Annotated in this window: 21 protein-coding genes; 12 read left to right on the top strand and 9 right to left on the bottom strand. The window is 72.7% G+C overall.

Features of this window, described 5'->3' with window-relative positions; genetic code table 11:
* Positions 1–55 precede the first annotated feature (55 nt).
* Entirely contained in the window at positions 56–1507 is a 1452-nt protein-coding gene (gene argG, locus E6U81_RS05425; RefSeq protein WP_030655070.1) for an argininosuccinate synthase, read from the bottom strand.
* A 17-nt stretch (positions 1508–1524) separates the two neighbouring features.
* Entirely contained in the window at positions 1525–2787 is a 1263-nt protein-coding gene (locus E6U81_RS05420; RefSeq protein WP_206309839.1) for a SpoIIE family protein phosphatase, read from the bottom strand.
* Between the two features lie 129 nt (positions 2788–2916).
* On the opposite strand from E6U81_RS05420, the gene E6U81_RS05415 reads away from it, so the two are divergent.
* The 4 genes from E6U81_RS05415 (at position 2917) to E6U81_RS05400 (ending at position 5844) form a co-directional block, all read left to right on the top strand.
* Positions 2917–3795 (top strand): hypothetical protein, encoded by an 879-nt coding sequence (locus E6U81_RS05415; RefSeq protein ID WP_206309838.1) that lies wholly within the window; start codon positions 2917–2919, stop codon positions 3793–3795.
* 39 nt (positions 3796–3834) lie between these two features.
* Positions 3835–4551: a hypothetical protein gene (locus E6U81_RS05410; protein ID WP_136228895.1), complete on the top strand. Its 717-nt coding sequence runs from the start codon at positions 3835–3837 to the stop codon at positions 4549–4551.
* A gap of 64 nt (positions 4552–4615) precedes the next feature.
* On the top strand, positions 4616–4954 hold the full coding sequence (locus E6U81_RS05405) for a PadR family transcriptional regulator (protein ID WP_136228894.1): 339 nt from the start codon (positions 4616–4618) through the stop codon (positions 4952–4954).
* On the top strand, positions 4951–5844 hold the full coding sequence (locus tag E6U81_RS05400) for a hypothetical protein (RefSeq protein WP_136228893.1): 894 nt from the start codon (positions 4951–4953) through the stop codon (positions 5842–5844). The genes E6U81_RS05405 and E6U81_RS05400 overlap by 4 nt, the downstream gene beginning before the upstream one ends.
* Positions 5845–5898: 54 nt before the next feature.
* On the opposite strand, the gene E6U81_RS05395 is transcribed toward E6U81_RS05400, so the two are convergent.
* The 4 genes from E6U81_RS05395 to E6U81_RS05380 form a co-directional block, all read right to left on the bottom strand.
* Entirely contained in the window at positions 5899–6702 is an 804-nt protein-coding gene (locus E6U81_RS05395) for a class I SAM-dependent methyltransferase (protein WP_136228892.1), read from the bottom strand.
* A 336-nt stretch (positions 6703–7038) separates the two neighbouring features.
* Positions 7039–7881, bottom strand: coding sequence for a dienelactone hydrolase family protein (locus E6U81_RS05390; RefSeq protein WP_136228891.1), 843 nt, complete (start codon positions 7879–7881; stop codon positions 7039–7041).
* 81 nt (positions 7882–7962) lie between these two features.
* Positions 7963–10383: a SpoIIE family protein phosphatase gene (locus E6U81_RS05385; protein ID WP_136228890.1), complete on the bottom strand. Its 2421-nt coding sequence runs from the start codon at positions 10381–10383 to the stop codon at positions 7963–7965.
* Entirely contained in the window at positions 10380–14396 is a 4017-nt protein-coding gene (locus tag E6U81_RS05380) for a HAMP domain-containing protein (protein WP_136228889.1), read from the bottom strand. The genes E6U81_RS05385 and E6U81_RS05380 overlap by 4 nt, the downstream gene beginning before the upstream one ends.
* 342 nt (positions 14397–14738) lie before the next feature.
* Between E6U81_RS05380 and E6U81_RS05375 the strand changes: the two genes are divergently transcribed.
* Positions 14739–15176, top strand: a complete 438-nt coding sequence (locus E6U81_RS05375; RefSeq protein WP_240803664.1) for an ATP-binding protein — start codon at positions 14739–14741, stop codon at positions 15174–15176.
* A 79-nt stretch (positions 15177–15255) separates the two neighbouring features.
* Here the strand turns inward: E6U81_RS05375 and E6U81_RS05370 are convergent, their stop codons facing one another.
* Positions 15256–15600: an STAS domain-containing protein gene (locus E6U81_RS05370; RefSeq protein WP_136228887.1), complete on the bottom strand. Its 345-nt coding sequence runs from the start codon at positions 15598–15600 to the stop codon at positions 15256–15258.
* Between the two features lie 213 nt (positions 15601–15813).
* Between E6U81_RS05370 and E6U81_RS05365 the strand changes: the two genes are divergently transcribed.
* The 5 genes from E6U81_RS05365 to E6U81_RS05345 all read left to right on the top strand — a co-directional run bounded on the left by E6U81_RS05365 (position 15814) and on the right by E6U81_RS05345 (position 19385).
* A complete protein-coding gene (locus E6U81_RS05365) occupies positions 15814–16758 on the top strand; it encodes a SigB/SigF/SigG family RNA polymerase sigma factor (protein WP_136228886.1) in 945 nt (314 codons plus the stop codon).
* A 13-nt stretch (positions 16759–16771) separates the two neighbouring features.
* Entirely contained in the window at positions 16772–17104 is a 333-nt protein-coding gene (locus E6U81_RS05360) for an STAS domain-containing protein (RefSeq protein ID WP_136228885.1), read from the top strand.
* Complete coding sequence (locus tag E6U81_RS05355) at positions 17101–18060, top strand: sensor histidine kinase (RefSeq protein ID WP_136228884.1); 960 nt, start codon at positions 17101–17103, stop codon at positions 18058–18060. Before E6U81_RS05360 ends, E6U81_RS05355 begins: the two co-directional genes overlap by 4 nt.
* Before the next feature lie 179 nt (positions 18061–18239).
* Positions 18240–18671, top strand: coding sequence for an ATP-binding protein (locus E6U81_RS05350; RefSeq protein WP_240803649.1), 432 nt, complete (start codon positions 18240–18242; stop codon positions 18669–18671).
* A gap of 51 nt (positions 18672–18722) precedes the next feature.
* On the top strand, positions 18723–19385 hold the full coding sequence (locus E6U81_RS05345; protein ID WP_136228882.1) for a DUF4230 domain-containing protein: 663 nt from the start codon (positions 18723–18725) through the stop codon (positions 19383–19385).
* A 250-nt stretch (positions 19386–19635) separates the two neighbouring features.
* Here the strand turns inward: E6U81_RS05345 and E6U81_RS05340 are convergent, their stop codons facing one another.
* Both E6U81_RS05340 and E6U81_RS05335 read right to left on the bottom strand, forming a co-directional pair.
* Positions 19636–20775, bottom strand: a complete 1140-nt coding sequence (locus E6U81_RS05340; protein ID WP_136228881.1) for a hypothetical protein — start codon at positions 20773–20775, stop codon at positions 19636–19638.
* A 55-nt stretch (positions 20776–20830) separates the two neighbouring features.
* Positions 20831–21238, bottom strand: a complete 408-nt coding sequence (locus tag E6U81_RS05335) for a VOC family protein (RefSeq protein ID WP_136228880.1) — start codon at positions 21236–21238, stop codon at positions 20831–20833.
* 124 nt (positions 21239–21362) lie between these two features.
* Between E6U81_RS05335 and E6U81_RS05330 the strand changes: the two genes are divergently transcribed.
* A complete protein-coding gene (locus tag E6U81_RS05330; protein WP_031148102.1) occupies positions 21363–21812 on the top strand; it encodes an SRPBCC family protein in 450 nt (149 codons plus the stop codon).
* A gap of 50 nt (positions 21813–21862) precedes the next feature.
* Positions 21863–22678, top strand: coding sequence for a DUF1206 domain-containing protein (locus tag E6U81_RS05325; RefSeq protein ID WP_240803648.1), 816 nt, complete (start codon positions 21863–21865; stop codon positions 22676–22678).
* Positions 22679–22767 lie beyond the last annotated feature (89 nt).

Here is a 22767-nt window from a genome sequence, read left to right as displayed (position 1 = left end):
GCGGCCGGTGCGGCGCGGGGCACCGACGCGGCGGCGGGCCGCGGCCCGCCGCGGGTCAGTCGGTGCCGAACTCCATCGCGGCGCGGTCGAGCATCTGCTCGTCGTCGCCCTCGGCACGGCCGCGGGAGGCGATGACCTCGGCGCCACCCTCCGGCATCGCGCCGATCAGGCCCGTCGAGGCGGCCTGGGCGGCCCCGATGAGCGTCTCGTGCGTGTTGCCGACGATGCCGAGCGCGGCGTACTGCTCCAGCTTGGCGCGCGAGTCGGCGATGTCGAGGTTGCGCATGGTGAGCTGGCCGATCCGGTCCACCGGGCCGAAGGCCGAGTCCTCGGTGCGCTCCATGGACAGCTTGTCCGGGTGGTAGCTGAACGCCGGTCCCGTGGTGTCCATGACCGAGTAGTCCTCGCCGCGCCGCAGCCGCAGCGTCACCTCGCCGGTGACGGCCGCGCCGACCCAGCGCTGGAGGGACTCGCGGATCATCAGCGCCTGCGGGTCCAGCCAGCGGCCCTCGTACATGAGGCGGCCGAGACGCCGGCCCTCGTTGTGGTACTGCGCGAGGGTGTCCTCGTTGTGGATCGCGTTCACGAGGCGCTCGTACGCCGCGTGCAGCAGCGCCATGCCGGGGGCCTCGTAGATCCCGCGGCTCTTGGCCTCGATGATGCGGTTCTCGATCTGGTCGGACATGCCCAGGCCGTGCCGGCCACCGATGGCGTTGGCCTCCATCACCAGGTCGACGGCGGAGGCGAACTCCTTGCCGTTGATCGTCACCGGGCGGCCCTGGTCGAAGCCGATGGTGACGTCCTCGGCGGCGATCTCCACCGAGGGGTCCCAGAACCGCACGCCCATGATCGGCTCGACGGTCTCGACGCCCGTGTCGAGGTGCTCCAGGGTCTTGGCCTCGTGGGTGGCGCCCCAGATGTTGGCGTCGGTGGAGTAGGCCTTCTCGGTGCTGTCGCGGTAGGGGAGGCCGTGGGCGAGCAGCCACTCCGACATCTCCTTGCGGCCGCCGAGCTCGGTGACGAAGTCCGCGTCGAGCCAGGGCTTGTAGATGCGCAGGTGCGGGTTGGCCAGCAGGCCGTAGCGGTAGAACCGCTCGATGTCGTTGCCCTTGAAGGTCGAGCCGTCGCCCCAGATCTGGACGTCGTCCTCGAGCATCGCGCGGACCAGCAGGGTGCCGGTGACGGCGCGACCGAGCGGCGTCGTGTTGAAGTACGCCCGGCCGCCGGAGCGGATGTGGAAGGCACCGCAGGTGAGCGCGGCCAGCCCCTCCTCGACCAGCGCGGCGCGGCAGTCGACCAGACGGGCGATCTCGGCGCCGTACGCCGAGGCGCGGGCCGGCACCGATGCGATGTCGGGCTCGTCGTACTGGCCGATGTCGGCGGTGTAGGTGCACGGGACGGCACCCTTGTCGCGCATCCACGCGACCGCGACGGAGGTGTCGAGTCCGCCGGAGAAGGCGATGCCGACGCGCTCGCCGGTGGGAAGGGAGGTGAGGACCTTAGACATAGGAAGAGTATGCAGGCTCACGCATGTTCATGCAATCCGGTGGGCGTGTCGGCCTGCCCTTCCAGGCGGAGGACGACCAGGACGGTGTCGTCGGTGACGCCTACGGGCGGTACGAGCTCGGCCAGGAGGGCGTCCGCGATCGCGGCGGGATCGGCGGCCCGGTGCCGGGCGAGGGCGTCGGCGAGCCGGTCCAGGCCCGTGTCGATGTCCTCGCGCCGGCGCTCGACGAGTCCGTCGGTGTAGAGGACCAGGAGCGAGCCCTCGGTGAAGTCCGTACGGGCCTGGGGCCGCGGCGCGTGTTCGGGGCGGGCCCCGAGCGGGGGGTCGGTGGCCCGGTCGAGGAAGACGACGGTGCCGTCGGGGTCGCAGAGGGCGGGCGGGAGGTGGCCGGCGCTGCTGTACGTGAGGGTGCGCCCGTGCCAGTCGATGAAGACCGAGACGGCGGTGGTGGACTCGGCGCCCGCGACGGAGCGGGCGTAGAGGCCGAGGGCCTCCAGGGCCTGCGCGGGTCCCTCCGCGACGAGCGAGGCGGCGGACAGGGCACTGCGCAGCTGGCCCATGACCCCGGCCGCGGCCAGTCCGTGGCCGACGACGTCCCCGACGGCTACGACGGTGCAGCCGGGGGTGTCGACCAGGTCGTACCAGTCCCCGCACACGTTCAGGGCCGCGGCGGCGGGCAGGTAGCGCACGGCCGCCCGATGGTGCGGGCTCGGCTCCGGGAGCATCGCCTCCTGCAGGTGGAGGGCCACCTCGCGCTCGCGGGCGTGGGCCTGCCGCAGCCGCTCGTTGAGTTCCTGGAGTTCCCGGGCGCGGGTGTAGAGCTCGGACTCCAGGACGTGGGTGGAGCCCGGACCGCTGCGCGCCCCCCGGGCCCGGATCAGCTCGGTGACCTCCTCCACCCGGTGCACCAGCAGCGCCACGCTGCCGTCGGAGGCGAGGACGGGGACGTTGACGGGGCTCCAGTACCGCTCCTGCCAGGCCCCGGGGCGTTCGGGGTCCTCCACGTCGTAGCGCTGCAGGGCCATGGTGTCGCGCTCCCCGGTGGCCACGACCCGCTCGAGCGAGGCGCGCAGGTTGTGCGCGCCCGTCGCCTCCGGATCGTTGGGGTTGTCGGGGAAGACGTCGAACAGACGGCGGCCGACGAGCTCCTCGCGGGTGCGGCCGGACACGGACAGGTAGGCCGCGTTGACGTCCAGGTAGACGAGGTCCGGGGTCAGCAGGGCGACCGCGCCCGGGAGCGCGTGGAACACCGCCCGGTAATTGATCCCGGATCCGTTCACGATCCACCTGTCCGTGTGCTTCCGTCCCGGTCGTGAGGTTCCTCCCACGATAGGCGCGGTCGCGCGGGGCGGCCCCGGGACGAGGGCCCGCCTTGGGCCGTTCGGTCACTGCCCCTAGCATCTGGGGCCATGGCGAGAAGCGGGGAGAGCGGCCGGGCGGGGACGGGGGGCGGCGGCGGGTGGCGCGTCCGTGTGGTGAAGTACCGGCGCAAGGCCGGGCAGCCGGCGCACGATGACGCGTGCACCGCGGAGCAGCCCCTGGCACGGCGGGACGGGCTGCGCGTGCTGGGCCGGGCCGGGGAGGTCCGCTGCGTCGACGCCTCCGGCCGTGCGGTGTGGACCGCCCCCTGTGCCGGCATCCCGAACGCGGCCCACATCTCCGGCGGCAGGGTCCTGGTCACCACGGACTCCTTCGAGTACACCCCCTGGGGACACCTCGGCCCGGCCCTGCTGCTGGACCTGGCGGACGGCACGCTCGTCGCCGAGCTGCGCGGCGCGAGCGGCACGGTGCTGCGCGGCGGCCGGTTCTTCCTCGGCCTGGAGGGCTACGACGTCTTCGACACCTGGGAGCACGACCGGGACGGCGCCCTGGTGGACTCGTGGCGCAGCTACGGCCACTACGTCGCCGGTACGGGCATCCGCGTCGTCGAGACGGACCGCAACCTGCCGACCCGCAGCAGGGTGGTGCGGCTGCTGCCCGGGGGCACCGTCGAAATCGGGCCGTCGCTCACCGACCCGCTGTGCCCCGAGCCCCTGGTGCTCGCGGACGGCACCGTCCTGGTCCTCGACGCCGGCGTGCTGCGCGCCGTCGACCGGCGGCTGGGGAGCGCCGTCCTCGCCGAGCTGCTTCCCGTGCCCCCGGACCGGACCTGGCGCTACCGCGGCAGGTTGCGCCGTACCGGTGACCAGCTCACCGTGACCGTGGTGGAGGAGCCCGAGGACCGGCCGGGCCAGCAGGTCGTGCACACCTGGACCCTCGCCCTCCGGCCCGGGCCGACGGTCGTGTGATCATGTCCGTCGGCACAACCAGCACCTCATGGGGGGACCATGCGCACCCGTACCACCACCACCGCCGCGACCGGCCTCGTCACCGCGCTCGCGCTGGTGTTCGCCCTCGCGGGCTGCAGCACCGCCCCGGACAAGGGCCGGACCGCGACGGCGGGCCCCACGGCGTCCGCCCCGGCCGCGCCGGGCGCCGGCTCCGGATTCGAAGGGCCGCGGCCGCAGGACCAGAACCTGCTGGCCTGGACCGGCGACCCCAATGACGCGGGCCACGTCACCGCCCAGTCGTCGGCGGGGGTCGGCGGCCGGATCACGCTGGTGCGGATCGTCCTGCGCGAGCAGATCACCTGGTCGAACATCTGGCTGGGACTGGCCGGGCTGGACACGAACGCCCAGCTGGCCAACTGCTACCTGGGCGTGTACGACGCCAAGGGCGCGCTGGTCGGGTCCACCGCGGACATCTCACCCCAGCTGATGACCGACGCCATCGCCAAGCCGCTGCCCCTCGCCAAGCCCTTCACGGCCGCCCCCGGCACGTACTTCATCGCCCTGCTGCTCAACGGCAACTGGGCCACCAACGCCCTCACCCTGAAGTCCACGGGCGCCGGCATCTCCGTCAATGCCGGGCTGACGCCGCCGAACCTGCGGTACAGCAGCATCCTGACCGGCCAGACTTCGCTGCCCGCCACCGTGAACCTCGGCGAGCAGTCGACGGCCACCATCAACACCGGCTGGGCCAGCCAGTGGTACGCCGTCTCCTGAGCCGTGCGGCCCCGGAGGGCATCATTCGGGCGACATATGCCGGTGGGTGACTTACCATGCGGGTATGAGTGATCGCGCGATGCAGGAACCGACCCTCCTCCTCCTGACCGCGCTCGCGGACGAGCCCCGCCACGGGTACGCGATCGCCCGCGAGGTGGAGCTGATCTCGGACGGGCGCGTCAAGATGCGCACGGGCACCCTGTACGGGGCGCTGGAGCGACTGCTGGGGCAGGGGCTGATCGAGGTCCACGAGGAGCAGATCGTCGACAGCCGGCTGCGGCGCACCTACAGCCTCACCGCCGCGGGCCGGGAGAGCCTGGCCGCCGAGGCCGCGCGGATAGCCGCGACCGCCCGCGAGGCCTCCCGCCGACTGGGCGTCTCCGGCGAGACGGCCACGGCGTGAGCCTCCGTCTGCTGCGCCTGTACCCGGCACAGTTCCGCCGGGACTTCGGTGACGAGATCGCCGAGGCCTACCGCGAGGCGACCGAGGACGCCGGGCCGCTCGCCCGCCTGCGGGAGGGCTGCGACATCGCGGCGCACGCGCTGCGCCTGCGTCTGCGCGTCGGCTCCGCACACCGCGGCGGGCGGCTGCTCGCGGCCGCGGCGCCGTTCGCGCTGGCCGCGATGGGCGCACGCGCAGCGTTCCTGCTCGCCTCGACGCTCAACCGCGCGTACGTCACCGGCCGGCCCGACTTCGAGGGTCCGATCGGCCACACCCTCGTCGCCTGCGACCTGCTGACCCTCCTCGGCGCCGTCCTCGCGCTCGGCGGCCGCTACGCCCTCGGCGCGCGCTCCGCGTTCGCCGGCGTGGCGGGGACCTCGGCCTGCCTGCTCGCCGTCTCGCTGCCGGGCGCCCTGGACATGCCGCTGGAGCACGCGGCGTACCTGCTGCCGCCCCTGCTGATCGCGGCGCTGCCGCTGCTGTGTCCCGCGGACCTTCGGCCGCCGCGCCGGATCGGCAGCGCCGCGGGGCTCGTGGCGCTGCTGATCTGGGCGCCGCTGTCCGTGGCGGTCCTCGCCCTGCTGGACGCCGACGGGATCGGCATGGTCCCGCTCTGGCGGTTCGCCGTGCCCGTCCTCGCCGTGCTGGTCCTGGCGGGCCTGCCGGCCCTGTCCGGCGTCCGCACGGCCGGCGGGTTCGCCCTGGCCGCGGCGCCGTTCCTCGTCCTCGGCCACTTCTCCGGGGTGGTGGGCGAGGCGAACGCCGTACCGTGCCTGGTGCTGCTCGCGGCCACGGGCCTGGCCGTGCGCCTGTGGCGCCGCAGGAATTCCGGTACGGCCGGCCACGCCTGATCCGCCGCCGGGCACGGCCTCAAACGTCAGGCGTCAGGCGTCAGGCATCAGGTGTCAGGCGTCGGGCAGCAGTGCGTCGGCCCCGAGGGCGCTCACGCGGATCTTGGACTGGCCGTGGCCGAGTTCCTCCCAGTCCTCCATGAAGCGGGCCGCCAGTCCGTGCCGGGCGGCGAGGTCGACGAGGGTCTGCGTCCGGTAGTAGAAGTCCTCGCGCAGGACCTGGTGTTCGGCGCCGGTGGTGCGGTCGAAGGTGAAGTCGAAGTGGCCCCCGGGCGCCAGGACGCGGCCCACGTGGGCGAGGCATTCGTCGATCACCTCGATCGGCGAGTGCGAGAACACGCTGTGGGCGTGGACAACGTCGAAGTAGCCGTCGGGCAGGAAGTCCAGCGTCAGGTTCCTGGTGATCGTCAGGTGCGGGACCTTGGCTTGCAGGCCGCGGTCGGTCAGGGTCCGCTTGGCGGCGATGAGGATGTCGGGCGAGATGTCGATGCCGTAGTAGTGGCCCGCGTCGAGGTAGTCGATGAAGCGCCAGCCGGCGCGCAGGTTGCCGCAGCCGATGTCCAGCATGCGGGCCTCGGGCTTCAGTCCGTGGCCGAGCAGGTAGTCGAACTGCATCTTCCCGAGGGCGAGCCAGCGTTCGTGGGTCTGGCTGCCGACGGCGGCCTCGGGGTTGCGGCGCGTGTCCGAGGCCATGACCGCCCGGTAGTAGCTCACGTGGTCGGGGTGCTTGAAGGCCAGCCACCGGTCGCGCGCGGCGCGCTTGAGGTATGGAGCGATGCGGTTCGGGCGGCTCGCCGCGTAGCGGACCTTGTGGACGAGGGATTCCCGGTTGGCGGTGAGGTTCTTCCTGGTGGCCATGAGCACTCCGTCTCCGTCGCAAGGCGAAATCCCGGTGCGGCAGGCGGAATCCGCTGCGCCCCGGAAGGATCTTCAGGACCCACCATACGTCGGTCACCGACATATACAAACTACTTGAGTCTGATGAGCGGACGAAGCCGCTCCGGGCACACAACGGCTCGCGGGCGGCGAGCCGTTGCCGAGGACGGGACGAACGACGCACTGGGTCGCGGGTTTATGGTGTTATGCCCCAGATTGCCACTCGACCGCCCCCCGGCCCGCGCAACGCGCCCCAAGAACCGGTGAGGCCCTGGCGGAGCTCCCGGGCGCGGCCTCGTGGGCGGCGGGCCCGCGGGGTCAGTCGGCGATGGCGGGACGGTCCTCGAGCAGGAGGCGGGTGCGGAAGAGGTCGAGGACCGTGTCGAGGGCCGCGCGGGTGGGCCGGCCCGGTTCGTCGACGAGGTGCTCCGTCAGGACGGAGTGCGGCGGCAGGGCGCTCTCGGGGTTCGCGTCGCCGTCGTCCAGTTCGACGGCGACGAAGGCGTCGCCGAGTTCGCGCCGCAGGTACGCGAACCGGTCGGCCGGGACCAGCCGGTCGCCCCGGAAGCGCAGGCCGAGGACCTGCAGCCCTTCGCGCTCGCAGCGTCCGCGGACCACGGCGAGGTCTTCCGGGCTGACGTCGATGGCGGCGGCGCGGCCGGAGGTGCAGGCCAGCGGCAGCGACGGCTGGGAGAGGACCGGGGCGATCAGGCGTTCGTCCGTGGCCATCGCCAGGGCGAACCCTCCGGTCAGGCACATGCCGACGGCGCCCACGCCGGGACCTCCGCACCGCTCGTGCTCGGCGGCGGCCAGGGCGCGCAGCCACCCTACGACCCGGGAGCTGCGGCCCGTGGCCAGCAGGGTGAACTCCCGGCTGACGCACACTCGCCACATGGTCGACGCCATGTAGCGGCCGCTGTTCACCCAGCCGACGGCGCGCGGGTCCGGGTCGCGTCCGGGCTCGCCGAAGAGCACCGGGAGCACGGCGGTGCAGCCCGACGCGGCCACCCGCGCGGCGAACTCCAGGACTTTCGGGGTGATGCCCGGGATCTCCGCCATGACGATGACGGCGGGGCCGGTGCCCGCGCGCAGGACGCGGCGGGTCGCGCCGTCGTGGGTGAACGAACCTTCGGTGAAGCCGGTCAGGTCGTGGTGCGGCACGTGCCCGTTCCTTCCGTCGGCGCTTCTGGACCGCGCTCAAGTTACCGGCAGGTAGAGCATCGTGGTCAACCCCTCACGGCCTCAGCCGACCTGGATGCCGATCACGCACGTGTCGTCGTCCGTGTCCGACCTGCTCCCGGCGAGGAGCCGGTCCAGCCGGGCGTCCAGATCCCCGGACCCGGCGGCGGCCGCGTTCACGAGGTGGCCGAGCGAGTCCTGGACCGAGGAGTCCCGCCGTTCCACCAGCCCGTCCGTGAACATCAGCAGCGTGTCGTCCGCCTCCAGCTGGACCTCCCGCTCGCCGTACGTGACATCGGGCAGGGCCCCGAGCAGCAGGCCCTCGATGAGGGGGAAGGCCTCGGCCCGGCCGCCGCGGACGAGTACGGGCGGCAGGTGGCCCGCGCGCGCCCAGCGCAGAACCCGCGTGCCCGGGTCGAAGAGGCCGCAGACGGCGGTGGCGGTCACGTGCTTGGCCAGGTGGTGGGTGACCGTGTTGAGCCAGGACAGCAGCTGGCCCGGGCCCGCGCCGGTGACGGCCAGGCCCCGCAGGGCGTTGCGCAGCACGACCATGCCGGTGGCGGCCTCGATGCCGTGGCCGGCGACGTCGCCCACGGACAGCATGATCAGACCGGAGGGCAGGAGCACCGTGTCGTACCAGTCGCCGCCGACGAGCGACTCGGTCTCGGCCGGCCGGTAGCGGACGGCGACCCGCATCCCGGGAGCCTCGATGGCCGTTGGCGTGGGCGGCATGATGGCGTGCTGGAGCTGGAGCGCCAGCCGGTTGCGTTCGGCGGACTCGGCCTCGGTGTGGGCGAGCTGGTCCCTGGTCGCGGCCAGTGCCACCTCGGTCCAGTGCTGGGCAGAGATGTCCTGGTAGGCGCCCCGTACGGCGTGCAGCCGCTGGTCGGCGTCGAGGACCGGCTCGGCGACCACCCGGATGTGGCGGGTGATTCCGTCGGGCCGCTGCAGGCGGAAATTGACGGAGGACGGGCGGCGGTGGCGCAGCAGGGCCCGCAGGAAGCGGCCGAGTGCGGCGGAGTCGTCCGGATGGGCGTGGCCGGGCAGTTCCCGCAGCCGTACGGGGGGCGCGGTGGCCGGGAGTCCGTGGAGCGCGTAGAGCTGTGCGTTCCAGGTGGTCTCCCCGGTGGCGAGGTTCTCCTCGAACCCGCCGATGCGGCCCAGGCGCTGGGCGTGCTGGAGGAGGTTGGCCAGCCGGGCCGTCTCGTCCTCGATCCGCCAGATCAGCAGGACGGCGGCGCCGTGGCGGCTGACGCTGATGTCCGCGACCGAGGTGAGCGGGATCTGGTCGACCAGCGCGGTCAGGCTCATGCGTTCGGCGCGGAACGGCTCGCCCGTCGCGTGGACGCGCTCGATGATGTCGAACAGGCCGTTCTCGGCGGCGGCCATCGGGTAGGCCTCCAGCAGCAGTGCGCCGTTGACGTCGCCGCGCGGCCGTCCCACGGGGTCGACGAACCGGCTGCCGGCGTGCCGGATCCGGAAGTCGGTGAGGCGGCCCTCGGGGTCGAGGACCGGGGTGAGCACCACCGCGGGGTCCTGCAGTCCCTCGGCGAGGTCGATGAGCTCCGCGACGTCCGGGAGCAGCGCGTCCCCGGCCGTCGGGTCGCCCGGCGCCGAGGCGTCCATGGTGCGGGCGCACAGCTCGGCGAGGGCCTCGACCTGGCGCTCGATCTGCGGCGGCTGCGGGGCCAGGGGTTGCGGCCAGCAGATTTCGAGGACGCCGTGGATCCGTCCGCCCGTCCCGGTGGGAACGGCCATCCGTCCGCCGTCGGGCCATTGGAGGTGGCCGATCGAGGGCAGCCCCGTGCGTTGGGTGCGGGACAGGGTCACCAGGCGGCGCTCCCGCAGTGCGAGGCCGGCGACGGTGGAGACGCCCGGGGGCACGTGGCGCCAGCGGACGGCCTCCCGGGGCGGGAAGCCGGCGTGGCCGGCGAGGGCCAGCGAGCCGTCGGGCACGGCGGTCCAGACGGCGACGGCGACGGCCCCCAGCGGCCCCAGGGCGTTGGTCAGGAGGGACTCGGCGACGGCCTGGGTGTCGGAGGCCGCGGCCAGCATGCCGCTCTCGGCGGTGCGCAGCCGGACCGAGACCGTGGAGTGCTCTGCGGGGTCGTCGTCGGTGCCGGCGCGCTCGACGAACGCGGCGGCGATCTCGCTGACGTGGTCGCGGGACGCCTGGTTGACGATGTCGGCGGCGAGTTCGAGGCGGGACGTGCCGCTCTCCCGGCACAGCAGGTCGAGCTGCCGTGCCGCCGCGGCGGGGGTGCAGTTCAGCTGGCCGATGAGGATGCCCTTGGCCAGCTCGACGAGCGCCCGGCCGTCGGCGGCGGCCTGTGCCTCCAGCACCTCCCGGCGCAGCCTTTCGACGGTGGCGACGAGCCGCCCCAGAGGGGTCGGGGACTGCTGCGGGATGGTGCGGCCGGTCTGCCCCGCGACTGGTGCCGACGGCGGGTGGACGGCCCCGCCCCGTGGCGTGTCCCCGGTCATCGCGTGAGCCAGTGCCGGACGCGGGCGATGAGGTCGTCGGCGTCGACGGGCTTGGTGACGTAGTCGCTGGCGCCGGCGGCCAGGCTCTTCTCCCGGTCCCCGGGCATCGCCTTGGCGGTGACCGCGATGATGGGCAGGGCCTCGTACGCCGGCATCCGCCGGATCTCGGCGGTGGCCGCGTAGCCGTCCAGTTCCGGCATCATCACGTCCATCAGGATCAGGTCGACGTCGGCGTTGCCGGTGAGGGCGTCGATGCCCTTGCGTCCGTCCTCCGCGTGGAGCACACGCATGCCGTGCAGCTCCAGGACCCCGCTGAGGGCGAAGAGGTTGCGGGCGTCGTCGTCGACGACGAGGACGGTGCGCCCGGCCAGGTCGCCGTCGGGCACGTGGGTGTCCTGCTGCCGGGTGTCCGCGTGCACGAGGGGCAGTACGTCCCCGGGCTGCTCGGCGGACAGGTGCAGGGCGATGCGTTCGCGCAGTTCGTCCAGGCTGGACAGCAGCTCCACCCGGCGTGAGGCGGCCCGCTCCCGCAGGGCCTCCTCCCGTCCGGTCCGGACCCGGGGGTTGTTGTGGGCGAGGACGGGGAGCGAGGAGAGAGCGGGGTCGCCGTCGAGGGCGTCGAGGAAGCGCAGCGCTTCGCCGTCCGGCATGTCGAGTTCGAGGACGACGCAGTGGAAGGCGTCGGACGCCAGGGCCGCGGCCGCCTCCCGTGAGCTGGTGGCGCCCACGACCTGGATGCCGCCGCGCTCCCCGGCCGCGTGGGGGTGGGGGGCGAAGTCGCGGTCGGCGCTCTCGGCGACGAGGGAGAGCAGGCCGTTCGGCCGCTCCTCGATGACCAGCAGGCGGCGGGTGCGCCGCTGTGCCGGGAGTGCCGGGGTGTCATGTCGGCCCGATTCGCCCGCCCCGTTCGTGCCCGCGGGCGAGGGCGCGACGGCCGTGTCGCCGTACGGGGCGTCCTCGTAGTCCGCGCGGCTGACGGGGAGGTACAGGGTGAACGTGCTGCCCTGGCCGGGCGTGCTCTCCGCGGTGACGGCCCCGCCGAGGAGCTGGGCGATCTCGCGGCTGATGGAGAGGCCGAGGCCGGTGCCGCCGTACTTGCGGCTGGTGGTGCCGTCGGCCTGCTGGAAGGCTCCGAAGACGGACTCCAGCTGCTGCTCGGGGATGCCGATGCCGGTGTCGCGCACCCGGAAGGCGAGCATGGGGCCGCGGCGGGAGACCCCGGCGGGGATCTCGGGCGCGGCCGCCGGTTCGATGCGCAGCTCGACGCCGCCGCGCTCGGTGAACTTGACGGCGTTGGACAGGAGGTTGCGCAGGATCTGGCGCAGCCGCGAGTCGTCGGTGAGGAGGTCGTTGGGCGCGTCGGGGGCGGTGGTGACGGTGAAGTCGAGGCTCTTCTGCGTGGTCATCGGCCGGAAGGTGGCGTCGACGTACTCGAGCAGCTGGGGCAGATCCACCCGCTCGGGGTTGATGTCCATCTTGCCCGCCTCGACCTTGGACAGGTCGAGGATGTCGTTGATCAGCTGGAGCAGGTCGGAGCCGGCCGAGTGGATGATGCCCGCGTACTCGACCTGCTTGGGGGTGAGGTTGCGGGTGGGGTTCTGCGCGAGCAGCTGGGCCAGGATGAGCAGGCTGTTGAGCGGGGTGCGCAGTTCGTGGCTCATGTTGGCCAGGAACTCCGACTTGTAGGTGGAGGCCAAGGACAGCTGCTGGGCGCGGGCCTCCAGTTCCTGCCGGGCCTGTTCGATCTCCAGGTTCTTGGCCTCGATGTCGCTGTTCTGGCTGGCGAGGAGCGCGGCCTTCTCCTCCAGTTCGGCGTTGGAGCGCTGGAGTTCCTCCTGCTGGACCTGGAGTTCCTCCGAGCGGGCCTGGAGTTCGCCGGTGAGCCGCTGGGACTCGTCGAGGAGCTCGTCCGTGCGGGCGTTGGCGACGATCGTGTTGACGTTGGTGCCGATGGTCTCCATCAGCTGGGCGAGGAAGTCCCGGTGCACGGGGGTGAAGGCACTGAAGGAGGCGAGTTCGATCACGCCGAGGACCTGGTCGTCCACGACGATCGGCAGGATGATCAGGCTGCCCGGAGTGGTGTGGCCGAGCCCGGAGGAGATGATGTAGTCGCCGGGGACCCGGTCGGTGGCGATGATCCGGTGGCTGCGGGCCGCCTGGCCGACGAGGGACTCCCCGAGGGCGAACCTCGTGCCCTCCACGGCGTCCGCGGGGCGGCCGTAGGAGCCGACGAGGGTGACGGCGGTTCCGCGGGGGCCGTCCTCGGCGAGGTAGAAGGCGCCGTACTGGGCGGCGACGAGCGGTGTCAGTTCGTCCATGACGAGTTCGGCGACGGCGGCGAGATCGCGGTGGCCCTGCATCAGGCCGGAGATGCGGGCCAGGTTGGACTTGAGCCAGTCCTGCTCCTGGTTGGCCCGGGTGCTCTCGCGCAGCGAGCCGACCATGGAGTTGATGTTGTCCTTGAGTTCGGCGACCTCGCCGGAGGCGTCGACCGTGATGGAGCGGGTCAGGTCGCCCTCGGCGACCGCGCTGGCGACCTCCGCGATGGCCCGGACCTGGCGGGTGAGGTTCCCGGCGAGCTCGTTGACGTTCTCGGTCAGCCGCTTCCAGGTGCCGGAGACGCCTTCGACCTCGGCCTGGCCGCCGAGCCGGCCCTCGCTGCCGACCTCGCGGGCGACGCGGGTGACCTCGGCGGCGAAGGAGGAGAGCTGGTCGACCATGGTGTTGATGGTGGTCTTCAGCTCCAGGATCTCGCCGCGGGCGTCCACGTCGATCTTCTTGGACAGGTCGCCGTTGGCGACGGCGGTCGTGACGAGGGCGATGTTGCGGACCTGGCCGGTGAGGTTGTTCGCCATGGAGTTGACGTTGTCCGTGAGGTCCTTCCAGGTGCCCGCCACGTTGGGGACCCGGGCCTGGCCGCCGAGCCGGCCCTCGGTGCCGACCTCGCGGGCCACCCGGGTCACCTCGTCGGCGAACGCGGACAGCGTGTCGACCATCGTGTTGATGACGCCGGCGAGCGCGGCGACCTCGCCCTTCGCCTCCACGGTGATCTTCTGCGACAGGTCGCCGCGCGCGACGGCCGTGGCGACCTGGGCGATCGATCTGACCTGTCCGGTGAGGTTGGACGCCATGACGTTGACGTTGTCGGTGAGGTCCTTCCAGGTGCCCGAGACCCCCCGGACGGTGGCCTGGCCGCCCAGGTTGCCCTCGGTGCCGACCTCACGGGCCACGCGCGTCACCTCGTCGGCGAACGCGGAGAGCTGGTCGACCATCGTGTTGATGGTCTCCTTCAGCTCCAGGATCTCCCCGCGGGCGTCCACCCGGATCTTCTGCGTCAAGTCGCCCTGGGCGACGGCGGTGGTGACCTCGGCGATCGAACGGACCTGGGCGGTCAGGTTGTCGGCCATGACGTTGACCGATTCCGTCAGGTCCTTCCACGTGCCGGAGACGCCCTTGACGTCCGCCTGGCCGCCGAGCCGGCCCTCGGTGCCGACCTCGCGGGCCACGCGCGTGACCTCCCCGGCGAATCCGGAGAGCTGGTCGACCATCGTGTTGATGGTCTCCTTCAGCTCCAGGATCTCCCCGCGCGCGGTGACGGTGATCTTCTGGGAGAGGTCGCCCTTGGCCACGGCCGTCGCGACCTGGGCGATGGAGCGCACCTGGGCGGTGAGGTTTCCGGCCATGAAGTTGACCGAATCCGTGAGGTCCAACCAGGCGCCGCCGACCCCGGGTACGTCGGCCTGACCACCCAGAGTGCCCTCGGTACCCACCTCTCGGGCGACTCGTGTCACCTCGGAGGTGAACAGCGACAGCTGGTTGACCATCCCGTTGAAAACGGTCGCGATCTCCCCGAGCAGCCCGTCCGCGCCGTCGGGCAGCCGGGTACGGAAGTCCCCGTCCCGTACGGCGGTCAGCCCGGCCAGCAACTGGCGCAGCTCCGACTCGCCGATGCCGCCGTCGCCCGGCAACGCCGGTACGCCGCCCCGTGGATCCGCGCCCACCCGCTCGGCCATCCGTCACCCTCACTTCTCGATACCAACCGCGCCGACACGCGGACAGGACAGGCACCCTGGCGCCAGGGCATGCCGGAGCGCCCGGCTCCGGCGGGGACCCGTCCTCACCCCAGCACCGGTCCGGTGAAGGCTAACGCCGCCGGAGGTGCGGTGGAGCACGCTCGATCACTCCGGGAGCGGCGCATCCGGAATCCGCGGAAGGGGGGTTGCCCGGGATCCAGGGCGGGCCCGGCCCGAACTCACGTTTCCCCAGGGCCCTTCGAGAATCCCCGGATGCCGCCGCCGGCTCCGGGTAGACGAACCGGTATCGGACGGCACAAAGATGGAAAAGGGGTGAGGACATTGGCAGTCAAGGCGGTCGGCTGGGCACGTTCGTTCCCGATCTCGGAAGGGGTCCGGGCGGCGCGGCAGTGGACCGCGGCGCACCTGGCGTCCCTGCCGTGGAACGCCACGGCGGCCGACACCGTGCACTCCGTGCTGCTCTGCGTCTCCGAACTGGTCACCAACGCCCACCTGCACGCCGTCGGCACCGCGCACCTGGTGCTGACCTGGGACGGCCGCTGTCTCCACGTCAGCGTCGCCGACGGCGATCCGCGGCTGCCCCGCTCCCGGAACACCGGTGCCGACGCGCATGCCACCTCCGGCCGCGGGCTGGGCATCGTCACCGCGCTGGCCGACTCCCTGGACGTCCACGCGTGCCACGGCGGCAAGGCGATCACCGCCTGTTTCCGGCCCGCCGGCGGCCCGGACCCGCACGGGGCCGACCTGCGCACCGGCTGACCCGTGCACAGGCTGACCGTAGGGGGGCTGACCGTGCGCCGGCTGACCTGTACGCAGGCTGCTCTGCGGGCACGCCGGTTCACGCCGCGAGGGCGTCCTCGACACTCGTGTGCAGCGACAGGACGGTGTCCGCGCCGGTCACGGCGAAAAGCCGGCGCAGCTGCTCGCCCGGGGCCGCGATGCGCAGCCCGGTGAGGTGGTGCAGCCGCAGGAGCAGGTTCAGGAAGGAGGAGTCCCCGAAGGTGATGGAGCCGGCGTCCAGAACCACCAGTGCGTGCCGGCCGGCGGCTGCGGTGAGGGCCTCTTCCAGCGGGTTCAGCGTGTCCTGGTCCAGCTCCCCGTGGGCCGACACCACCCAGCCCCCACCCGCCGGGTAGCCCTCCCCCACCACACCTGGCTGGTACGCGTCCCCGAATCCGCTCATCTCCGCCTCCACGGATCGCCGTCTGTACGTCGTCGTCAAGGGAGTATGCCTGCTCACCGCGGCGGTAGCGCTCCCCCGGGTCGGCCGGACGCCCCCCGGGACCGCCCGGGGCGGACGCGGGAAAGAACTCGCTGCAATCGAGGTGTGTGGAAACGCAATCGCTGGGCAGAAGCGCGACGGCAGCCGCAGTCAATCGGGAGGGAGCGGCCCACCATGTCTCGCTCGGCCACCGTTGTAGGCCCCATTCGCGCAACCGACGTGCACGTCCCCGTACGGGACCGGGAGGACCCGGGAGCACCGGCGCGGGACGAAGACCTGACGCGGGACGAGGCCGCGACGCGGGTGGAGAACGCCCGCGAGATGGCCCCGGGCGACGCGCGTGAGCTGTCGCGGCACTTCTTCCGGCGGCTGCAGTCGCTGGAAGAGGGCACGCGCGAGTACCAGTACACCCGCAACACCCTGATCGAGATGAACCTCTCGCTCGTCCAGTTCGCCGCGCGGCGCTTCCGGGCCCGTGTGCTCGGCGGCGGCCTCGACATGGACGACATCATCCAGGTGGGGACCATCGGCCTGATCAAGGCCATCGACCGCTACGACCTCGACCGCGAGGTCGAGTTCTCCACACTCGCCCTGCCGTACATCACCGGCGAGATCAAGCGGTACTTCCGCGACACCACCTGGGCCGTGCACGTGCCCCGCCGGCTGCAGGAGCTCCGTACGGAACTCGCGAAGGCACAGGAGGCCCTGACCGACGTCCTGGGCCGGGCGCCGACGGTCAAGGAGGTCGCCCAGCACCTGGAGCTCTCCGAGGACGAGATCATCGACGGGCTGGTGGCCGCGAACGGCTACACGAGCGGCTCCCTCGACGCCGCCGGCGGCGACGACGACGCGCCCTCCACCGCGAACCGGGCGGCCCGGCCGCTGGCGGAGCGCCTCGGCGACGTCGACCCCGCCATGGAGCTCTTCGAGGAGTTCCACACCCTCGCGCCCCTGCTGGAGGAGCTCGACGAACGCGACCGGCGCATCCTGCAGATGCGCTTCGGCCAGGACAAAACCCAGGCCGCGATCGGCGCCGAACTGGGCATCTCGCAGATGCAGGTCTCCCGCCTGCTCTCCCGGACCCTGGCACGGCTGCGTGCCGGCATGCTCACGGCGTAGGCCCCCGGCACCGATGACACCGAGTACGGGCGCGACGGCGCCGCTGACCGCCCTGCCGCTGCAGGACCGCTCCGGCGCGCGCCTGATTGGCAGCTGCGACCTCGACACCCGCCAGGCGCTGGCCGGCGCGCTCGGCGTGGTGGCCGGTATACCCGGGCCCGTCGTGCACCTCGACCTCTCCGCCGTGGCCTTCCTCGACCCGGCCGCGGTCGCAGCACTCGTACGGGCGTCCGTGGACTTCAGCGGGCAGGGGCGGCGCCTGCTGCTCCACGACCCGCCATACTCGCTCCGCAAGGTAGTGGAGATGTTCCCGGACGAGTGCGCCGCGCTGGAGGTCGCAGCATGAACACTGTTCCTGCGCCCGCCGGGCCGGGGGCCTTCGTCCATCCCGCCCTCTTCTACCGCGGCCTCAGCGAGTACGTGGCCGGGGTGGGCGGCTTCGTACGGGACGCCCTCGCCGCCGACGAGCCGGTGCTCGTCGCCGTGCCCGGGCAGCACCTGGACGCCCTGCGCGACAGCCTCGGCGCGGGCCGCGGCGCCGGGATCACCTGGACGGACATGACGGAGCTGGGCCGCAACCCCGGACGGATCCTGGCCGCCCTCCAGGAGTTCGCCGACCGCCACGCGGACCGGGCGGCGCGGATCGTCGGCGAACCGATCTGGCCCGGCCGCTCCCCCGCCGAAGTGCGGGAGGCCACCCGCCACGAGGCCCTCATCAACACGGCCTTCGCCGGCCGGGCCGCCACCGTCCTGTGCCCGTACGACGTGGCCGGGCTGGCGCCCGCCGTGGTGAGCGACGCCCGGCGCACCCACCCCGTGCTCATCGAGCACGGCCGGGACCTGCCGAGCCCCGCCTACACCGACGCCGCGCAGGTCACGGCGGACCTGGACGGCCCGCTGCCCGAGCCCGACGGCCCGGTGGCCCGGCTCGCGTACACCCACGGAGGGCTGGCCGAGGTACGCGAGTACGCCGAGGGCTGGGCGCGCGGCACCGCACTGACCCCGGCCCGGCGCAGCGACCTGATCATGGCGATCAGCGAGGCCGCGGCGAACTCCCTCGCCCACGGTGGCGGGAAGGGCACGCTGCGCCTATGGACCGCCGCGGGGCCCGCGGCGGGTGTCGTCGCCGAGATCCACGACGGCGGCCGGCCGGCGGACCCGCTGGCGGGGCGGCGGCGCCCCTCCCTGGCCTCGGCCCACGGCGGCCGCGGTCTGTGGATGATCCACCAGCTCTGCGACCTGGTGGAGGTCCGGGCCACGGAGAGCGGCTTCACGCTGCGGCTGCACGCGGACACGCCCTGAGACCGGTCGTCGCCTACAATGTCCTGCGCTTGCCAGGACGGCCACGAGTCGTCGGCGGTGCGTGGACGGTCCCGTACATCGATCGTGCCGCGCCGGGCATACGCCTGTGACAGAGACCAGTGTCAACGCGGGGGTGAGAGAGCTCAGTGGAGACCGTCGGACCGGAAACGGGTGATCCTGTGAGTGTCGGCCTACCCGCCGCGGGGCAGCGCCGCCGGCTCGCCCTGGCGGGCGTCCGCGGCTCGGTCGCCAAGGGGCGCGATTTCACGCGCCAGGCCCTGCGGGACTGGGGCTGGGACGGGACCGAGACCTCCGAGGACACCCTGCTCCTCGTGTCCGAGCTGCTGACGAACGCGTCGCTGCACGCGGGCGGCTGTCGCGAGCTCGTGCTCACGGCCGGGAAGGTGCTGCGCATCGAGGTGTGCGACGGCACGACGACGCTCCCCCGCCGCGATCCGGCACCGCGGCGCGGCGTCCCGGGCGGGCACGGCCTCCACATAGTGGAGCGGCTGTCCGACCGCTGGGGCGCGGACCCGCACGCGGACGGGAAGGCCGTCTGGGCCGAGATCGAGGCCGCCCGGCTGGTGTCCGGCCGGCCCACCGAGCAGTAGCCGGCGCCGCCGCGACGTAGTGGAGCCGCCCCCACGGGGTATCCGCGGGACATGGAAACCTCTTCGGATCGGCCGGGCGGCACGCGGCGCCCGATGTGGGGGCGGATCGCCGCCGGCGTGGCAGTGGTCGTGTTGCTGATCGTGCTCGTGGAGCGCTTCAGCCTGGTTCCGGGGTTCGGCGACCTCTTCGGCGAGGACACCCGGGACCGCTCGGGTCCGGCACTGCTCAAGTCGGTCCAGGACATGGACCGTTACGAAGCGGCCGTCGGCAACTTCCAGGTGGTCGTGGACCTGGAGAAGGACGCGGCCTTCCTCCCGGACGCCATCCGCGGCACGCGCACGCTGTACGTGGGCGCGGGCACGGTCAGCGGCTACGTCGACATGGGCGGGCTGGACGAGCGCAGCGTCACGGTGAACGAGGACCGCACCGCGGCCTCGATCCGGCTGCCGCACGCGGAACTCGGCACGGCGGCCCTCGACCCGAACCGCTCGTACGCGGTGTCCAAGCAGCGCGGCCTGCTGGACCGGATCGGCGACCTGTTCTCCGACAACCCGGCCGGCGAACAGGCCGTACAGAAGCTCGCCGCGCAGCACATCGACGAGGCGGCCCGCACCGGCGGCCTGGCCGAGCGCGCCGAGAAGAACACGACGTCGATGCTGGAGGGCCTGCTGCGCTCGCTGGGCTTCCGCGAGGTGACGATCACCTACGGCTGACCGGCATCCCACCGGCGCTCCGCTGTCCGGCTCGCGCCGCGGCCGGTTGCCCCGCTCGGTGCCTGCACCACGTCGCCGACGCTCACCATGCACACACCCACGCCGTTGTCCGCACGCCCGCCCATGCGGCTTGGTCACAGCCGGCTGCCCCAGCCGAACGTCAGGAGGTAGGCGCGCATGGCCGGTGCCGGCTCGCCGTGGGCGCCGCCGGCACCGGCCCGCCGTGCCGTTGCCCCTCGGCACGTTCCGGTCACCAGTCGCGGACGGAGTCCACCGCCTCGATCAGCGCGGCGCGAGCGGTGGACAGGTCGCGTCCGACAGCCGTCTGCGCCTCGTCCACCAAGAAGTCCAGGGCGTCGAACAACTCCTCGCGTTCCACGGTCTCGACGAAGCACGAGCGGCTGTCCAGGGCGTTGAGGGCGGCTCCGAAGGAGCGTCCGATCTCCGTGATGTTGCCGGAGTGCCCGCCGGCGGTGACCTCGGCGAGGAAGGCGGCGCGGGTGTCCTTGTACTGGGCAACGGCCTTGCGGTACGCGGTGCGGGGTATGTGCCTGCGGCCGTCCCAGTCGCGGAGGGGGTTGGTGGCGTTGGCGGCGACCCAGTCCGGCGTGCGGGCACCGCCGATGTCGAGCTGCACCCCGTGCCGCACGTGCGGACGCCAGGCCTTGCGCATCGCGTTCGCGTAGTCCGCCGGAATGCCGTACAGCACCACGTCCTCCACCTCCGGTACATCCTGCGGCAGCAGGCAGTCCGAGGCCTCCATCCCGAACAGCTCGGTGATCGTGAGCCCTTGCAGCCGCGGCAACCGGTTCAGGGCTGCCGCCGACGTGAGCGTGCCGAGGTTCCCCCACAGCGACAGGCGGGTCAGATCCGGGAAGGCGGCGACGAGGTGAGCGCAGTCGAGCCGGGTGATCCCGCGAACGGTCAGGTCCGTGACGCCCGCCCGCGGGGTGTCCCCGATGAGTTCATCGGCGGTGCACGTCAGCGCGTACGGCGCGTTCCAGTCCGTGCGGTCTCCGCTGTCCCAGTGCCGTTGCAGGGCCAGCTGCCCGCCCCGCCCCCATGCCGAGCCGTAGGCGTTCGAAGGATCGCTGACCAGTGGGGGCAAGGAGCCGATCACCTTGAAGCTCCTCGGAAGGACCCAGCTGTGGTTGCAGTACGAGAGCGTGCCGCCCCAGTTGTGGTGGGTGAGGCGCAGCGGCTGTACCTCGCCCAGGTCGGCCACGGCCTCGGGCTCGGGTCCGGACCAGTCCAGTTCGAGGACCGCGGCGTACTTCGCCGCGGCGTCGATGCCGGTGATCTGCGAGGCGGTCCAGGCGTCGAGCGCCTCGGAGTACACCGCCACGACGTCGCCGACGGCGAACGGCCTCGGTGGATGGTCTCGTCCCATGCCCGGATGCTAGCGGACCGTCTGCCACCTGCGGCTTCGCTCCCCTGCGGAAGGGTCAGCCGCCCGCTGACCTGACGGTCGCGAGGACGAATGCGTGGCCCGCCGGGTCCGCGTAGCGACGCAGGGTCGTGCGGTTGTCCGGGCGGGTGCCGTCCTCCTCGGCCGACACCGGGCGCGCGCCGAGGGCGACGGCCTCGCGCTCGGCCTCGTCGAGGGATTCCTCCGCGACCAGGATCCGCAGGTGGACCGGCTGGGAGCCCTCCGGCAGCGGCCAGCTCGGCGGTGTGTGCTGCGGATCGCGGCGGATGCCGAGCAGCACGCCGGTGCCGCCGGTGACGAGGTACAGCTCGCCGTCGTCGGGGGCCGGGCCCGCCGTCGCGCCGAGCAGTTCCGCGTAGAAGCGGGCCAGGGACTCGGGTTCGGCGCAGTCCAGGACGATGACGCTTGTCTTGAGTACGGTCATGCACCCGCGTGTGCCCTGCGTCATCAGCGGTACACGCGCCGTGCGGGCGCATGGTGCCCGGGGGGCCGGGTAGCCGCGCCACGAGACGTCCAGACGGACGCCCGACGACGCGAAAGGGGTGCGCATGTCGCACGTCGAGGAGTATGTCGAGGTCAATGTTCCGGTACGCACGGCCTACAACCAGTGGACGCAGTTCGAGGACTTCCCCGCCTTCATGGAGGGGGTCGAGCGCATCGACCAGCGCAGTGACACGCTCACCCACTGGGTGACGAACGTGAACGGGGTCCGGCGCGAGTTCGACGCGCAGATCACCGAGCAGCTCCCGGACCGGCGCGTCGCGTGGATGACGGTCGACGGTGAGGCCCGCCAGGCCGGGCTCGTCACCTTCCAGCCGATCGACGCGACCACCACCAAGGTCGTCCTGCACATGAACTGGGTGCCCGACGGCATCGCCGAAGCCGCGGCCGACAAGCTCGGCTTCGTCAAGCGCCAGGTCAACGGCGATCTGAAGCGGTTCAAGCTGTTCATCGAGTCCCGCGGGGTCGAGACGGGCGCCTGGCGCGGCGAGGTCTGATCGTGATGGGTGGGGTGAGCAGGGCGAGCGGGGTGAGTGGGATGAGTGGGATGACGGCGAGAAAGGGCGCCCGGAGCGCGTCGCGCGGCGGCACGCTCCGGGAGGTCACGGCGCGCAGCGGGCTGGTGGCACGCGGGGTGCTGTATGTGCTGATCGGGATTCTGGCCGTCCGCGTCGCCTTCGGCGGTGGCGGCGGCCGGGAGGCCGACCGGCAGGGTGCCCTCCACGAGCTCGCGGACAAGCCCTTCGGCTCCGTCCTCATCTGGGCTGTCGGCATCGGTCTCGTGTGCATGGGGCTGTGGCGGCTGTCGGAGGCGGTGTTCGGCGCGGCCGGGCCGGACGGCGACAAGGCCGCCAAACGGCTGGCTTCGGCGGGCCGGTGCGTGTTCTACGCGGTGGCGGCCTTCTCCGTCCTCGCGTTCGCCTCGGGCGGCGGCGGGCGCTCCGGGGACGAACAGTCGCGTGACATGACCGCCAAGGCGCTCGGCCTGCCGGCCGGGCAGTGGCTGGTGGGTGCCGCCGGGCTCGGCATCGCGATCGCGGGTGTGGTCATGGCGGTGCAGGCGGCACGGTGCCGCTTCCGCAAGCACCTCTCGATGGGCGGGGCCTCGGAGGGCTCGCGCAAGGCGGTCGACTTCCTCGGGGTCACCGGCGGGCTGGCCCGCGGGGCCGTGTTCGCGGCGGCCGGCGGCTTCATCGTGTACGCGGCGTTGCGCTACGACCCGGGTCGGGCGAAGGGGCTCGACGACACCCTGAGGTCGTTCGCCGGGACTCCGGCGGGACCGTGGCTGCTGGTCGCGGTGGCCGTCGGGCTGGTGCTCTTCGGGGCGTTCTCGTGGGCGATGGCCCGGTGGCGCGAGGTGTGAGGGCACCGGGTGGGGGCGCGGGGTGGGGGCGGGGGGTGTGAGTTCAAGGGGGTATCCCGCCTAAGCGGAGCCGGATCCCCGGGCATCTC

Source organism: Streptomyces sp. A0592, from assembly GCF_004795115.1.
Lineage (GTDB): Bacteria > Actinomycetota > Actinomycetes > Streptomycetales > Streptomycetaceae > Streptomyces > Streptomyces erythrochromogenes.
Note: the sequence above shows the minus strand (reverse complement) of the source record. Positions and strands in the feature narration are given on the sequence as shown.

Bases quoted from the DNA above. Each gene is read 5' to 3' on its own strand.
- E6U81_RS05410 (WP_136228895.1), top strand. From the start codon at position 3,835: ATGCGCACCCGTACCACCACCACCGCCGCGACCGGCCTCGTCACCGCG.
- E6U81_RS05325 (WP_240803648.1), top strand. From the start codon at position 21,863: ATGACGGCGAGAAAGGGCGCCCGGAGCGCGTCGCGCGGCGGCACGCTC.
- E6U81_RS05335 (WP_136228880.1), bottom strand. From the start codon at position 21,238: ATGACCGTACTCAAGACAAGCGTCATCGTCCTGGACTGCGCCGAACCC.
- argG (WP_030655070.1), bottom strand. From the start codon at position 1,507: ATGTCTAAGGTCCTCACCTCCCTTCCCACCGGCGAGCGCGTCGGCATC.
- E6U81_RS05355 (WP_136228884.1), top strand. From the start codon at position 17,101: ATGAACACTGTTCCTGCGCCCGCCGGGCCGGGGGCCTTCGTCCATCCC.
- E6U81_RS05385 (WP_136228890.1), bottom strand. From the start codon at position 10,383: ATGACCGGGGACACGCCACGGGGCGGGGCCGTCCACCCGCCGTCGGCA.
- E6U81_RS05360 (WP_136228885.1), top strand. From the start codon at position 16,772: ATGACACCGAGTACGGGCGCGACGGCGCCGCTGACCGCCCTGCCGCTG.
- E6U81_RS05370 (WP_136228887.1), bottom strand. From the start codon at position 15,600: ATGAGCGGATTCGGGGACGCGTACCAGCCAGGTGTGGTGGGGGAGGGC.
- E6U81_RS05395 (WP_136228892.1), bottom strand. From the start codon at position 6,702: ATGGCCACCAGGAAGAACCTCACCGCCAACCGGGAATCCCTCGTCCAC.
- E6U81_RS05415 (WP_206309838.1), top strand. From the start codon at position 2,917: ATGGCGAGAAGCGGGGAGAGCGGCCGGGCGGGGACGGGGGGCGGCGGC.
- E6U81_RS05340 (WP_136228881.1), bottom strand. From the start codon at position 20,775: ATGGGACGAGACCATCCACCGAGGCCGTTCGCCGTCGGCGACGTCGTG.
- E6U81_RS05380 (WP_136228889.1), bottom strand. From the start codon at position 14,396: ATGGCCGAGCGGGTGGGCGCGGATCCACGGGGCGGCGTACCGGCGTTG.
- E6U81_RS05330 (WP_031148102.1), top strand. From the start codon at position 21,363: ATGTCGCACGTCGAGGAGTATGTCGAGGTCAATGTTCCGGTACGCACG.
- E6U81_RS05345 (WP_136228882.1), top strand. From the start codon at position 18,723: ATGGAAACCTCTTCGGATCGGCCGGGCGGCACGCGGCGCCCGATGTGG.
- E6U81_RS05365 (WP_136228886.1), top strand. From the start codon at position 15,814: ATGTCTCGCTCGGCCACCGTTGTAGGCCCCATTCGCGCAACCGACGTG.
- E6U81_RS05405 (WP_136228894.1), top strand. From the start codon at position 4,616: ATGAGTGATCGCGCGATGCAGGAACCGACCCTCCTCCTCCTGACCGCG.